Raw genomic sequence first — 13,156 nt, forward strand, 5'->3', positions numbered from 1 at the left:
CTCCTTGATTCCCGCCACGGCTGCGGCGGGTCAGTTCGATTCGATCAGGGCCGCTACCGGGCCGAAGGAACGGCGATGTTCGGGCAAGGGACCGAGCCGGCGCAGCGCTTCCAGGTGCACCGCGGTGGGATAGCCCTTGTGGCGATCGAAGCCGTAATCGGGATGCCGCTGGTGCAACGCCACCATTTCCGCGTCCCGCGCCACTTTGGCGAGAATCGACGCGGCCGCGATTGCCGGCACCCGGCCGTCCCCTTTCACCACCGCTTCCGCCGGGCAAGCGAAGGACGGGGTCCGGTTACCGTCCACCAACACCGCTTCCACGTCAATGGGCAGCGCCTCCACCGCCCGGACCATGGCCAGGTGAGTGGCGTGATAGATGTTCAATTGATCCACTTCCGCCGCCTCGGCGCGGCCCAGGGCCCAGCCTCGGGCCCGTTCGCGAATCAATTCCGCCAACCGCTCGCGGCGTTTGGCGGTGAGTTTCTTGGAATCCGCCAGCCCTTCTATGGGCCTTGCCGGGTCCAGCACCACCGCGGCGGTCACCACCGCCCCCACCAGCGGACCACGGCCCACCTCGTCAACGCCGGCCAACACCATGCCCGGTTGCCAGGCAAAGGCGCTGGGCACGAACGGTTCGTTCAGATCATACTCAGGAAAGGGATGATTCATCGCGGCCTCTCCAACAGGCCGGCGACGGCCTCGGCGGCCTTGGCGCTGGCGCCGCCACGCAAGGCCTCATGCACCCGGGTGAAATCCTCCCGCAACGCGGCCACCCGCCGCGGTTCATGCAACCAGCGATTCACTTCCCGCGCCGCCGCCTCGCCGCTCAACTGATCCTGAATCAGCTCCGGCACCATGGCTTTCCGGCAGAGCAGATTGGGCAAGGCAACGAACTCGCTCTTCACCAGCCGTGAAACGATGGCATAGGTCACCGCGCCCACCCGGTAGCCCACCACCATGGGTTTTTTCAGCAGCAAGCCTTCCAGGGTGGCGGTGCCGGAAGCCATCAGCACCACATCGGCGGCCGCCATCACCGTGCGGCTGTGCCCATCCACCACCGTCACTGGCAACGCCGGTGCCGCCCCCAGCGCCAGTTCGATCTGCTCGCGGCGGACCCGGTTGGCGGCGGGAATAACAAAACGCAGCGCCGGATTGTCCCGTTGCAGGCGCACCATGGCGTCGAGGAACGGCGGCATCAGTTGCGATACCTCTCCGCCGCGACTGCCCGGCAGCACCGCCAGCCACTGGCTGTCCCTGGCCAGGCCCAGCTCATCGCGGGCGGCGGCGGTGTCCACATCCAGTTCGATCATGTCCGCCAGCGGGTGGCCGACGAAAGCCACCGGCACACCATGCTCCTCATAGAACAGCGCCTCGAACGGGAACAGCGTCAACATCAGGTCCACGTCCCGGCGGATCCCCTTGACCCGCCCCTGCCGCCAGGCCCACACCGACGGGCTGACGTAATGAACGGTGCGCAGACCGGCGGCGTGGGCGCGTTTGGCCACACCCAGGGTAAAATCCGGGGAATCGATGGTGATCACCACCGCCGGGCGCTTTTCCAGCAAGGCGTCCACCAACTGGCGGCGCAGACGGAACAGTTCCGGCAGGTGCGCAAGAACCTCGGTGATGCCCATCACCGACAGTTTTTCCATCGGAAACAGGGTTTCAAAACCAGCGGCGATCATGCGTTCGCCGCCAACACCGAAGAAACGGGCATCCGGGTAACGCGCCCGCAAGGCCTCGATCAGGCCGGCGCCGAGAATATCGCCGGAAGCCTCGCCGGCCACCAGGGCGATCAGCGGCGCGTCCATATCAGCGAGTGATGCCCCGGGTGGAATCACGCAGGGAGTCCACGAACAGCTTCAGCTTATCGCACTGCCCGGCTTCCGGATCCAGCTCCGCCAGCGCCTGCTCCAGGGTCATGCCCTGGCGGTAGACCACCTTGAAGGCCTTGCGCAGACGGTTGATGACTTCGCTGTCCCATCCGCGCCGGCGCATGCCCTCGAAGTTCATGCTGCGGGCCGAGGAAGGATTGCCGCCAACCATGACGTAGGCGGGGACATCCTTGACGATCAGACTGCAGCCGGCGGACATGGCGTAGGAACCAATGTGGCAAAACTGGTGAATACCGGTCATGCCGCCGAGAATCACGTTGTCGCCGATGTGCACGTGGCCGGCGATGCCGGTGGCATTGGCGAAAATATTATCGTTGCCGATCATGCAATCATGGGCCACATGCACCGTGGCCATCAGCAGATTGTTGTTGCCGATGCGGGTCAGCCCCTGATCCTGCACGGTGCCGCGGTGAATGGTGACGTGCTCGCGAATCACGTTACCGTCACCGACCTCCAGACGGGTGGGTTCCCCCTGATATTTCTTGTCCTGGCAGTCCTCGCCCACCGAAGCGAACTGAAAAATGCGGTTATTGGCGCCGATGCGGGTCGGCCCCTTGATCACCACATGGGGGCCGATAACAGTGCCGGCACCGATGGTGACGTCAGGCCCGATCACGGAGTACGGCCCGACTTCGACGTCCGCCGCCAGGTCCGCTTTGGGATCGATAATGGCTGTGGGATGAATCATAGGTATGCGTGTCCACCCTGGGCTGGTGTGTCGTTCCGAATGGTGCAATCGCCGCCAGTATAGCCAAGAGGCCAAGGGGCGGCGATGGCCGTGACGCCCGCCCGAGCGGGCGTGAATCAGACTTTCTGTTCCGCCACCAGCATGTCGGCGGAGGCCACCAGTTGGCCCTCCACTTCCGCGCGGCAGGTGAACTTGAGGATGCTGCGGCGCAGCATCAGCCACTCGGCATGCAGCGTCAAACGATCACCGGGCACGACCTGACGCTTGAAACGGGCATTGTCCACGCCCACCAGCAGGTAGATGTAACCATCCGCCGGGCGCTTGTTCTCGGTGACGAACCCGAGGATCCCGGCGGCCTGAGCCATCGCTTCGATGATCAGCACGCCGGGCATGATCGGTTCCTGCGGGAAATGGCCGTTGAAGAAGGGCTCGTTGATCGTGACGTTCTTGTACGCCTCGATGCGCTTGCCCGGCTCCACGTTCACCACCCGGTCCACCAGCAAAAACGGATAGCGGTGGGGCAAGTATTCCCGCACCTCGTTAATGTCCATCATGATATGTATTCCGAAAGCAAAAACCCCCTGTCGGGGGCGTGACATCCGATCGTCGCTGGGCCTGACGCGGCCTGGGATTCAGTCTTCGCTGCTCCCGCCCCGCGCCTTTTCCAGACGACGAACCCGCCGGGACAACTCGTCCAAGTGGCGAAAACGCGCCACATTACGGCGGTAACGGTCCTGTTTGTCCACGGGCAGCGCCGACCCGTAAGTGCCCGGCTCCGTGATCGAACGGGACACCAGGGACATGCCAAGAATCTGCACCTGGTCACAGATTTCCAGGTGACCCGAGATTCCCACCGCGCCGCCGATCATGCAGTAGCTGCCGATACGGCTGCTGCCGGCGATGCCGACCTTGCCGGCCAGAGCGGAATGATCGCCGATCACCACGTTGTGGGCCACCTGAATCTGATTATCCAGGATCACCCCATTGCCGATCACGGTGTCCTCGATGGCCCCGCGATCAATAGTGGTGCCGGCGCCGATCTCCACGTCCGCGCCGATACGCACACCGCCCACCTGCGCCACCTTGGTCCAGCCCGCGCCGTTGAAGGCAAAGCCGAACCCGTCCGCGCCGATCACGGTATGGGAGTGAATGGTAGTCCGCGGCCCGATGGTAACACCATGATAAATTGTAACATTCGGCCAGATGCGCCCTTGCTCGCCGATGCGCGTACCGGCTCCGATGACGGAATTGGCCATCACCACGGTGCCTTCACCCAGCACCACATCAGCGTCGACCACCACATTCGGCCCCAGCGATACCGACTCCGGCACCGTCGCTGAAGGATCCACCACCGCGCTCGGATGGATCCCGGCGGGCACCGGCGGCGCGGTATCAAAGAAATGGCTGGCTTTGGCGAACGCCAGGTACGGATCCTTCACCACCAGAGCGGGTACCGGGCAATGCTCCCGTTGATCCGCGCTCAGCAGTACCGCGCCGGCGCTGGTGTTCTCCAGGAAGGCACGATAGCGCGGATTGGCCAGAAAAGTGAGCTGGTGTGGACCGGCGGCACCAATGGTGCCGAGGCCACTGACCTCGACGTCCGCCGGACCATGCAGTTCCGCCTCCAGCTCCCGGGCGAGAAATTCCAGAGTAACCGTCATCGATTATTTCATGCGATTGAGTTGCTGGGTGACGTCCTTGGTGATGTCCGGCTCATCGCCTTTCAGGTACACCACCGCCTGGCCATTGAGGACCATGTCCAGATTACGCTTCTTGGCCACCGCTTCCACCGCTTCACGCAGCTTCGGCTCCATCACGTCCAGGATTTCCTGCTGGCCGCGCCCCAGTTTCTTTTGCGCGGACTGACGCAGGTTCTGCACTTCGATCATCTTTTGCTGTCCCTGGGTCTGCAAACGCTGGCGTTCGTCCTCGCCCATGGTCATGCCTTCCTTGTCGAGGCGGTTGCGCAAGCCTTCCACTTCCTTGCCCAACTGCTCCAGCCGCGCCTGGTCGCCCTGCAATGACGATTCCAGTTTGCTGTAACGGGTCTTGAACTCGTCGGCCTCCTGCAAGGCACCGATCGGATCCACCACGCCAATGCGCATTTCCGCGCTGGCCAGCACCGGCAACAACATCAGTACAACAAGCAAGCTCTTCTTCATAACCGCTCCTAACACTTCCCTTCCCAATAACAACAAAGGCCCGGCGCCACCGGGCCAGCCTCTATCCGATCGCTATCAGAACGTTTGCCCCAGAGAGAACTGGAACACTTCGGTATCGTCGCCGGACTCGTTGTTGATCGCCTTGGCCAGGTTGAAGCTGAGCGGACCGATGGCGGTGAGCCAGCTCAGGCCGATCCCCACCGATGCCCGCAGATCCTGGACGGCGAAATCAGCGTCGATATCATCCCGTTTGGTCTCGAAAATATTACCCGCGTCGGCGAACAGGAAAGTCCGCACGCTGCGCGATTCCGCCGCGAACGGCGTCGGGAAGATCAATTCCACGCTGAGTTCGGTCAGCAGGTTACCCCCGATCGGATCGGGATCCGGGTCCGTTTCACCGCGTTGCGCATAATACAACGCATCAGACCGGGGACCCAGGGAGCGGGACTCATAGCCCCGGACCGAGCCGATACCACCGCCGTAGAACGCTTCGAAGAACGGCAGAACTTCGTTGTCGCCATAGCCGTCACCATAAGCGATGGCGCTGCGGGTACGCAGGGTCCAGCGGTTGGTGATGGGGAAATACTTCTCGCCGTCCCAGCTCAGTTTATAGAACAGGTAGTCGGAGCCCGGCACCGCCACTTCCAGATTCAAAGTGCTGGCCCAGCCACGGTCCGGCAGCACCCCCCGGTTAAGGGTGCTGGTGCGCAAGGTGGCGTTGGTCTTGATCTCGTCGAAGGTGCGGCCTTCTTCTTCCATGAAGCGGGCGATGTCCACGGCGATGAATTCGCCGTCGGAAATCTTGGTGCGCTCCAGACCACCGCCGAAGCTCAGACGGGTGTATTCGGAAATCGGGTAGCCGAAGGTCACCGAGCCGCCGGCGCGGTCCGCGGCATAGGAGGAGACCCGGGCCTCATCGAAATCAATCTTGGAGTAGTACAGGCTGAAGCCCCGGCTGACGCCGTCCAGGGTGTAGTACGGGTTGTAGTGAGAGAAGCTGTAGGCGTCCCGGATATCGCTGCGGCTGAGCGCGAAGGACACCCGGTTACCGGTACCACGGAAGTTGTTCTGACTGATGTTGGCGCCGAACACCACACCGGAGGCATCGGAATAACCGACATTGGCGCCGATGGAACCGGACGGCTGCTCCTCCACTTTGTAGTTCACATCCACCAGATCATCGGAACCGGGCACCGGATCGGTGTCCGCCTGCACCGCGCTGAAGTAACCGAGACGCTCCAGACGCTGACGGGACAAGTCGATCAGCGCGGTATTGGCCGGCGCCTGCTCGAACTGGCGCATTTCCCGGCGCATCACTTCGTCGGCGGTTTTCTGGTTGCCGCTGTAGTTGATGCGGCGAACGTAAACCTTGCGCCCCGGCTCCACGTAAAACACCACGTCAACGGTGTTGTCGTCGTCGTTGGTCGCCTGATCGATGCCCCGCACCTCGGCGAAGGTGTAGCCTTCGTTACCCAGGCGGCGTTTGATCAGATCACTGGTGTAGGTCACCTGCTGCTGGCTGAAGACCTGGCCCTTGTCCAGCACCACCAGAGAGCGCAGTTGCTCCTCGTCCACCACCAGATCACCGGCCAGTTTGATGCTGTTGACGGTGTACTGCTCGCCTTCGTTGACGTTGATGGTGAGCGCCACCTTCTCCCGGTCCGGGGTCACCGCCACCTGAGTGGACTCGATGGAGAAGTTGATGTAGCCACGATCCAGATAGTACGACCGCAATTGCTCCAGATCACCGGCCAGCCGTTCGCGACTGTATTTGTCGTCGCCCTTGATGAACGACCAGAAGTGCGACGGCCGCAGATTGAAGACCTTGAGCAGCTCATCGTCATCAAACACGGTGTTGCCAACGATGTTGATGTCGTTGATGCGCGCCGATTTGCCTTCGTAGATGTCGATCTTCAGCGCCACCCGGTTCCGCGGCAGCGGCGTTACTTCGGTGCTGATATCCGCGCCATAGCGGCCCTGGGCCACGTACTGCCGCTCCAGCTCGCCGGAAATGGCCTCCAGGGTGGATCGCTGGAACACTTCGCCCTCCGCCAGACCGGCTTCGGTCAGCCCCTTGCGCAGGGCGTCCTCCTCGATCGACTTATTGCCGGACAGCTCGATACGGGCAATGCTCGGCCGCTCGGAGACCATCACCACCAGATCGTCGCCGTCGCGCCCCAGTTGCACATCCTCGTAATTGCCGGTGGCGAACAGGGCTTGCACCGACTGCACCACGCTTTGCCGGGTCACGGTGTCACCGGGCTGAATGGGCAAGGTGGCGTATACCCGCTCGACGGGGATGCGTTGCAGCCCCTCCACGCGAATATCCCTTACTTGAAACGGCACGGCTTCCTGGGCTTGTACCAGCGCGGGGCTCAGGGCCCCCAGAGTCAGCAGTACCCCGCCGAACAGGGTTTGGGTCGTTTCCCGGTATCTCATGAAAACTGTCGCACCAGATCGTTGTAGATGGCCAACAACATGAAACTCATCACCAGTGTCAGCCCCACCCCTTGAGCGGTGGTCAGGAACCGCTCGGGCAGGCTGCGCCCGCGAATCATTTCGATGATGCCGAAAAGAATCCAACCGCCGTCCAACATCGGCACCGGCAGCAGGTTGATAATGCCCAGGGTGATACTGAGGTAGGCCAGCAGCATCAGGAAGCTGAGAATTCCCACCTCCGCGCTCTGCCCGGCCACCTGGGCAATGGTCACCGGCCCACCGAGACTATCCAGTGGCAAGTGACCGGTAAACAATTTGGCGATGCTCGCCCACACCACGCCGGCCTGCTCGGCCAGGCGGCCGCCGGCGGCGTCCAGCGCCGACAACGGATTATAGCGCTGTTCGACGATACCACCGGGCAGCACTCCGAGCTGACCGACCACGCGATCTTCCACCGTCACCGGCTCCGGATGCAATGTCAGGGAATGCTCGCGGCCATCACGCAGCACGGTGGCCGGCAGAGCCTGCCCCGGGCTTTCCTGCAGCTTCTGCCGCCAGGCGCTCCAGCCCGGCACCGGCTGACCGTCGGTGGTCAGCACCTGATCGCCGCTCCGCACGCCGGAGCGCTGGGCTCCGCTGTTCTCCGCGATCTCGCCGATCACCACCGCCGGGCTCAGGCCCAGCACCGGCAATGGCGACTGCTCCGGATCCTGGGACCAGGCGCTGATATCCAGTTGCCGGGTGCGCTCCTGTCCCTGGCTGTCCCGCACTTGCACCGGCACCGGCTCGGCATCACCCAGGTACAGCACCAGCCGCCCCATCACATCCTGCCAGGTTTGCACCTCACGGCCGCCAATACTGAGCATGCGGTCGCCGGGTTCGAAGCCCGCCGCCGCCGCCGGAGAGTCCGCCGTCGGGTTGCCCACCACTGGCGCATAGCCGCGTTCGCCGGCGGTCATCATCAACAGCCAGTAGATCAGGAAGGCGAGAATGAAATTGAATATGGGACCGGCGGCGTAGACGATCACGCGCTGCCAGGCGGGTTTGCCGGAGAACTCTTCTTCCAGGGTGGCGTCGTCCGGAATCTCGCCGTCCCGGCGGTCCAGTGGCCTGACGAAGCCGCCCAGGGGTATCGCGCTGATCACCCAGTCGGTGCCACGGCGATCGGTAAAACGGCACAGGCGCGGGCCGAAGCCGACGGAAAACGTCAAAACCCGCACGCCAAAGGCGCGCATGGCAAGAAAATGTCCCCATTCATGGAAGGCAACGATGACCAGAATGGTGACGATGAAAGCCAGAACCGTCAGCATTGATTGACCTCTGTGCAAGCCATCAGCGGCGGTACTACTGTCTGACCATCGCGTTTCACACCTTCTCCTTCATCGGCCCAAAGCCTGTACTTGTTGCCGGGCCAGCTCCCGCGCGCGGGCGTCCAGGTCCATCACTTCATCCACATCGTCACAGCAACCGCCGGGCAAGGCTTCCAGAGTGTTCGCCACCACGCTACCGATATGCTGGAAACCCAGCCCGCCGTCAAGAAAAGCGGCCACCGCCACTTCATTGGCGGCGTTGAGCACGGCGGTGGCGGCGCCGCCCGCCTGCATCGCCTGCCGGGCCAGGGCCAGACAGGGAAAGGCCTGCTCATCCGGCGGCAGGAAACGCAGCTCGGCAAGCGTGGCGAAATCCAGCGACGGCGCGCCGGAGGCGATCCGCTGCGGCCACGCCAGGGCGCAGGCGATCGGCGTGCGCATGTCTGGTGTGCCCATTTGCGCCAGCACCGAGCCGTCCAGGTATTCGACCATGGAATGCACCACGCTTTGCGGGTGAATCACCACGTCCACCCGTTCGGGCGGCATATCGAACAACCAGCAGGCCTCGATGAATTCCAGGCCCTTGTTCATCAACGTGGCCGAATCCACGGAAATTTTCGGTCCCATGTCCCAATTGGGATGACGCACCGCCTGTTCCGGCGTCACCGACGCCAGTTGCTCGGCGGACCAGCCAAGAAACGGGCCGCCGGACGCGGTCAGCAGCACTCTTCGCACACCCTGGTCCACACCGCCCCGGGGCAGGCACTGGAAGATGGCGTTGTGCTCGGAATCCACCGGTAACAGCGTGGCGCCATGGCGCTTCACCGCCTCCATGAAGAGCGCGCCGGTCACCACCAGGGTTTCCTTGTTCGCCAGCAGGATTTTCTTGCCGGCGCCGACCGCCGCCAGGGTCGGACGCACACCGGCGGCGCCGACGATGGCGGCGACCACCGTGTCCACATCGTCCAGCCCGGCGAGAGCACACACACCCTGGTGCCCGGCCAGCACTTCGGTGTCAGACCCTGCCGCCTTGAGATGGTTCCGAAGCTCGCCGGCGGCCTGTTCGTCCGCCAGAGCGGCGTAACGCGGGCGCCAGCGCAGACATTGTTCCGCCAGCTCACGCCAGCGATGGCCCGCCGTCAGCGCCACCACTTCATAGCGCTCCGGATGCAGGGCCAGCACCTCCAGAGTCTGGCAGCCAATGCTGCCAGTGGCACCGAGGACGGTAATACGCTCCTTCACAGCACGCCTCCTGGCAGGGAGAACCAGTTAAGGCCGGCCAGCGCCACCGGCAGAGCGGCGGTGACACTGTCGATACGGTCCAGCATACCGCCGTGGCCCGGCAATACCGAGCCGCTGTCCTTGATACCGCGCTCGCGCTTGACCATGCTTTCGAACAGGTCACCCAGCACCGAGGCCAGTACGGTCATCAACGCGACGATCAATAGCGCCGGCAAGGTCGCCCGCAGCCAGCCGGTGGCGTATACCAGAGCCACCACGGCCAGTGCCAGCAGAGCGCCGCCGACCAGCCCCTCCACCGTCTTGCCGGGACTGACCAGCGGTGCCAGCTTATGCCGGCCAAAGGCCCGGCCTGCGAAATAGGCGCCGGTATCGGCCGCCCACACCCACACCAGAATGAACAGCAGCGCCCAGGGGCCGGCCAGGCCCAGCGCGCCATGATCCTGCAGCTCCACCACCGCGGCCCAGGACGGTATCAGCAGCAACCAGCCCACCACCACCATGACCGGCGTCCGGAACCACAGCCGGGCGTTACCCGGATAGCCGAGCACCATCACCAGCGCCAGCAACCACCACAGTGGCAGTGCGTTCAGCACCCAGGCCGGGCGGCAGATTTCGACCGCCACCATCAGCAGCGCCAGGGACAGGCACCATAGCAGGCGGGCGCCCTGCCCCGGGCCACGCATCATGCCGGACCACTCCCAGCCACCGACGACGAAGAACACACCGGCAATCACCGCGAACGGCACCCGGCCGAGGCCAAAGACCGCGCCCAGCACGATCGGCAACAGAATCAGAGCGGTGATCACCCTCTGTTTCAGCATGAAGAGTCTCCATCGAGGCGACTGACTTCCTCACCGGAGCGCCCGAAGCGGCGCTGCCGGGAGGCGTAATCCGCCAGCGCCCGATCCAGCGCCTGGCCGTCAAAATCCGGCCACAGGGTTGGGGTGAAATAGAATTCACTGTAGGCGGCCTGCCACAACAGGAAGTTGCTCAGGCGTTGCTCGCCACCGGTACGGATCAGCAGATCCGGCGGCGGCAGATCGGCCAGACTGACGTGACGGCCCAGCTCGGCATCGGTGATCTGCTCCACCGCCAGCTCACCGTCACGCACCTGTTGCGCCACACGGCGGGCGGCCTGAGTCAGATCCCATTGGCCACCATAATTAACGGCGATGGCCAGGGTCATGCCGTCATTATTGGCGGTCAGTTGCTCGGCCTCGGCCATACCCCGGCGCAAGCCGTCATTGAAAGCGGAGCGCTCGCCGATGAAGCGCAAGCGGATGCCGTTTTCGTGCAATTCGGCGACCCTGGCCCCGAGGGCGTGAACGAACAGCGCCAGCAGATGCTGCACCTCGTCCTCCGGCCGGCGCCAGTTTTCTGAACTGAACGCGAACAGCGTCACTACTTCGATGCCACGACGGGCGGCACGGCGAATCACTTCCCGTACCGTGGCTTCACCGGCCCGATGGCCTTCGACGCCGGGCAAATCGCGCTGGCGGGCCCAACGGTTGTTGCCGTCCATGATGATGGCGACGTGGCGCGGCAAAGCCCCGGCGTGGGAATCCAGGTCCGGCGCCGAGGAAACCGGTCGGGTTTCTTCCATCAAGAACCTCCGGGTTGTCGTCCTTGCTTCTCTTGTTCACCAGGCAACGAACGGGCCTGATCCGTTTCGCCGTCCCGTACCACCCGAAACAACGCAGGCGCCGGTAATTGCCGGCGCCCGCTCTGGCCGCTTCAGGATCCCGGGATCCTCAAACGGTCATCAACTCTTCTTCCTTGATCTTGAGCATCTTCTCCACCTCACCGACCATGCGGTCGGTAAGCTGCTGGATTTGCTCTTCGCCGCGACGGGCTTCGTCCTCGGAGATTTCCTTCTCCTTAAGCAAATCCTTGAAATCACCATTGGCGTCACGGCGGATGTTGCGGATCGCCACTTTGGCATGCTCGGCCTCGCCGCGCACCACCTTCACCAGATCGCGGCGGGTTTCCTCGGTCAGCGGAGGCAGCGGCAAACGAATCACGGTGCCGGCGGTGGAGGGATTCAGGCCCAGATCGGAAGCCAGGATGGCTTTTTCCACATCCGGCACCAGGCTCTTGTCGAACGGCGACACCAGCAAGGTACGCCCCTCCTCCACGCTGATGTTGGCCAACTGGCTCAACGGCGTGTCCGAGCCGTAGTAGGACACGTGGACAGTGTCCAGCAGACTGGGATGAGCGCGACCGGTGCGCACTTTCTTCAGAGCCACGTCCAGAGACTCCAGGCTCTTTTTCATGCGTGATTCCGCGTCTTTCTTGATGTCCTCGATCACCTTTCGATTCCTCGCCTGTTCTTCACTGGGCTGCGCCGCCGATCATGCGGTCTCGGAGCCCGCTTCCTGTACTTCGGACGCCACCAGGGTGCCTTCGCTGCCCCCCAGCATCAGATTCAGCAACGCGCCCTGCTTGTTCATGTTGAATACACGCAACGGCATGTCGTGGTCACGACACAGGCAAATGGCGGTCAGGTCCATCACGCCGAGTTTGCTGTCCAGCACCTGATCGAAGGTCAGGCGGTCATATTTGCGTGCTTCGGGGTTCTTCACCGGATCGTCGTCGTAGACCCCGTCCACCTTGGTGGCCTTGAGCACCACGTCGGCGCTGATTTCAATACCGCGCAGACAGGCGGCGGAATCCGTGGTGAAGAACGGGTTGCCAGTGCCGGCACAGAAGATCACCACTTCGCCGTTTTTCAGATAGCGGATGGCGTGCCGGTGATCATAATGCTCCACGATGCCGCTCATGGGAATGGCCGACATCAGCCGGGTGCGGATGTTGGAGCGCTCCAGCGCATCGCGCATTGCCAGGCCGTTCATTACCGTGGCCAGCATCCCCATGTGATCGCCCGCCACCCGGTCCAGACCGGCTGTTTGCAGGGCGGCGCCGCGAAACAGGTTACCGCCACCGATAACGATGCCCACCTGTACACCAATTCCCACCAACTGACCAATCTCCAGGGATAAGGTGTCCAGTACCCGGGGATCGATACCGAATCCCTCGTCGCCCGCCAACGCCTCACCGCTCAGCTTGAGAAGGATGCGGTTATAGCGCGGTGAACGCTCCTTGCTCTTGGCCATATCATGCTCTCCGCCACTCATGGAATACCCGCCATTTGCTAATCGTTCGGTCCGTGCGCCTGAAATGGCCCGGCCCGCGAGCGTACCGCGGCCACAGGACTCTCGACACACTACCCGCCGCACGCGAGGATGCAACTGTTTAATCGCGCCGGCGGAGATTCGCTCACATGCTTTCCACGCCGTCTCCGCGATGCCCGCGAAAAACATCACCCGCCCTCTCGGACAGAGCAGTCATCGGCGTCAAAGCCATCGGGTGCGCCGGTTGGCACCCGGTTTCAATAATCGATTCTTAAAAAAACGCCTTGCT

Annotated in this window: 13 protein-coding genes; all 13 read right to left on the reverse strand. The window is 63.2% G+C overall.

The window, feature by feature from the left end; translation table 11 throughout:
• Positions 1-30: 30 nt before the first annotated feature.
• The 13 genes from rnhB to pyrH all read right to left on the reverse strand — a co-directional run bounded on the left by rnhB (position 31) and on the right by pyrH (position 12,849).
• Positions 31-669 (reverse strand): ribonuclease HII, encoded by a 639-nt coding sequence (gene rnhB / locus CRO06_RS12405; RefSeq protein WP_172800735.1) that lies wholly within the window; start codon positions 667-669, stop codon positions 31-33.
• Complete coding sequence (gene lpxB / locus CRO06_RS12410; protein ID WP_097058558.1) at positions 666-1,811, reverse strand: lipid-A-disaccharide synthase; 1,146 nt, start codon at positions 1,809-1,811, stop codon at positions 666-668. The genes rnhB and lpxB overlap by 4 nt, the downstream gene beginning before the upstream one ends.
• A 1-nt stretch (position 1,812) precedes the next feature.
• Positions 1,813-2,583 carry an acyl-ACP--UDP-N-acetylglucosamine O-acyltransferase gene (gene lpxA / locus CRO06_RS12415; RefSeq protein ID WP_022994542.1) on the reverse strand — a complete coding sequence of 257 codons (771 nt, stop codon included), beginning with the start codon at positions 2,581-2,583 and terminating at the stop codon, positions 1,813-1,815.
• Positions 2,584-2,699: 116 nt separating this feature from the next.
• Positions 2,700-3,137: a 3-hydroxyacyl-ACP dehydratase FabZ gene (fabZ, locus tag CRO06_RS12420; protein ID WP_014994279.1), complete on the reverse strand. Its 438-nt coding sequence runs from the start codon at positions 3,135-3,137 to the stop codon at positions 2,700-2,702.
• Positions 3,138-3,215: 78 nt separating this feature from the next.
• Positions 3,216-4,244 (reverse strand): UDP-3-O-(3-hydroxymyristoyl)glucosamine N-acyltransferase, encoded by a 1,029-nt coding sequence (gene lpxD / locus CRO06_RS12425; protein ID WP_022994541.1) that lies wholly within the window; start codon positions 4,242-4,244, stop codon positions 3,216-3,218.
• Positions 4,245-4,247: 3 nt separating this feature from the next.
• On the reverse strand, positions 4,248-4,745 hold the full coding sequence (locus CRO06_RS12430) for an OmpH/Skp family outer membrane protein (protein ID WP_022994540.1): 498 nt from the start codon (positions 4,743-4,745) through the stop codon (positions 4,248-4,250).
• Positions 4,746-4,820: 75 nt separating this feature from the next.
• Entirely contained in the window at positions 4,821-7,184 is a 2,364-nt protein-coding gene (gene bamA / locus CRO06_RS12435) for an outer membrane protein assembly factor BamA (protein ID WP_022994539.1), read from the reverse strand.
• Positions 7,181-8,494 carry an RIP metalloprotease RseP gene (gene rseP / locus CRO06_RS12440; protein WP_097058559.1) on the reverse strand — a complete coding sequence of 438 codons (1,314 nt, stop codon included), beginning with the start codon at positions 8,492-8,494 and terminating at the stop codon, positions 7,181-7,183. Before rseP ends, bamA begins: the two co-directional genes overlap by 4 nt.
• Positions 8,495-8,563: 69 nt before the next feature.
• On the reverse strand, positions 8,564-9,736 hold the full coding sequence (gene ispC / locus CRO06_RS12445; protein WP_022994537.1) for a 1-deoxy-D-xylulose-5-phosphate reductoisomerase: 1,173 nt from the start codon (positions 9,734-9,736) through the stop codon (positions 8,564-8,566).
• Positions 9,733-10,557: a phosphatidate cytidylyltransferase gene (locus CRO06_RS12450; RefSeq protein ID WP_022994536.1), complete on the reverse strand. Its 825-nt coding sequence runs from the start codon at positions 10,555-10,557 to the stop codon at positions 9,733-9,735. Before CRO06_RS12450 ends, ispC begins: the two co-directional genes overlap by 4 nt.
• Positions 10,551-11,339: a polyprenyl diphosphate synthase gene (uppS, locus tag CRO06_RS12455; RefSeq protein WP_022994535.1), complete on the reverse strand. Its 789-nt coding sequence runs from the start codon at positions 11,337-11,339 to the stop codon at positions 10,551-10,553. Before uppS ends, CRO06_RS12450 begins: the two co-directional genes overlap by 7 nt.
• A gap of 148 nt (positions 11,340-11,487) precedes the next feature.
• Positions 11,488-12,045: a ribosome recycling factor gene (gene frr, locus CRO06_RS12460; RefSeq protein WP_022994534.1), complete on the reverse strand. Its 558-nt coding sequence runs from the start codon at positions 12,043-12,045 to the stop codon at positions 11,488-11,490.
• Between the two features lie 42 nt (positions 12,046-12,087).
• A complete protein-coding gene (pyrH, locus tag CRO06_RS12465; RefSeq protein WP_014994270.1) occupies positions 12,088-12,849 on the reverse strand; it encodes a UMP kinase in 762 nt (253 codons plus the stop codon).
• Positions 12,850-13,156 lie beyond the last annotated feature (307 nt).

The organism is Alloalcanivorax xenomutans (assembly GCF_900217905.1).
Classification (GTDB): domain Bacteria; phylum Pseudomonadota; class Gammaproteobacteria; order Pseudomonadales; family Alcanivoracaceae; genus Alloalcanivorax; species Alloalcanivorax xenomutans.

Bases quoted from the DNA above. Each gene is read 5' to 3' on its own strand.
- CRO06_RS12430 (WP_022994540.1), bottom strand. From the start codon at position 4,745: ATGAAGAAGAGCTTGCTTGTTGTACTGATGTTGTTGCCGGTGCTGGCC.
- bamA (WP_022994539.1), bottom strand. From the start codon at position 7,184: ATGAGATACCGGGAAACGACCCAAACCCTGTTCGGCGGGGTACTGCTG.
- rnhB (WP_172800735.1), bottom strand. From the start codon at position 669: ATGAATCATCCCTTTCCTGAGTATGATCTGAACGAACCGTTCGTGCCC.
- rseP (WP_097058559.1), bottom strand. From the start codon at position 8,494: ATGCTGACGGTTCTGGCTTTCATCGTCACCATTCTGGTCATCGTTGCC.
- CRO06_RS12450 (WP_022994536.1), bottom strand. From the start codon at position 10,557: ATGCTGAAACAGAGGGTGATCACCGCTCTGATTCTGTTGCCGATCGTG.
- lpxB (WP_097058558.1), bottom strand. From the start codon at position 1,811: ATGGACGCGCCGCTGATCGCCCTGGTGGCCGGCGAGGCTTCCGGCGAT.
- fabZ (WP_014994279.1), bottom strand. From the start codon at position 3,137: ATGATGGACATTAACGAGGTGCGGGAATACTTGCCCCACCGCTATCCG.
- lpxA (WP_022994542.1), bottom strand. From the start codon at position 2,583: ATGATTCATCCCACAGCCATTATCGATCCCAAAGCGGACCTGGCGGCG.
- lpxD (WP_022994541.1), bottom strand. From the start codon at position 4,244: ATGACGGTTACTCTGGAATTTCTCGCCCGGGAGCTGGAGGCGGAACTG.
- pyrH (WP_014994270.1), bottom strand. From the start codon at position 12,849: ATGGCCAAGAGCAAGGAGCGTTCACCGCGCTATAACCGCATCCTTCTC.
- uppS (WP_022994535.1), bottom strand. From the start codon at position 11,339: ATGGAAGAAACCCGACCGGTTTCCTCGGCGCCGGACCTGGATTCCCAC.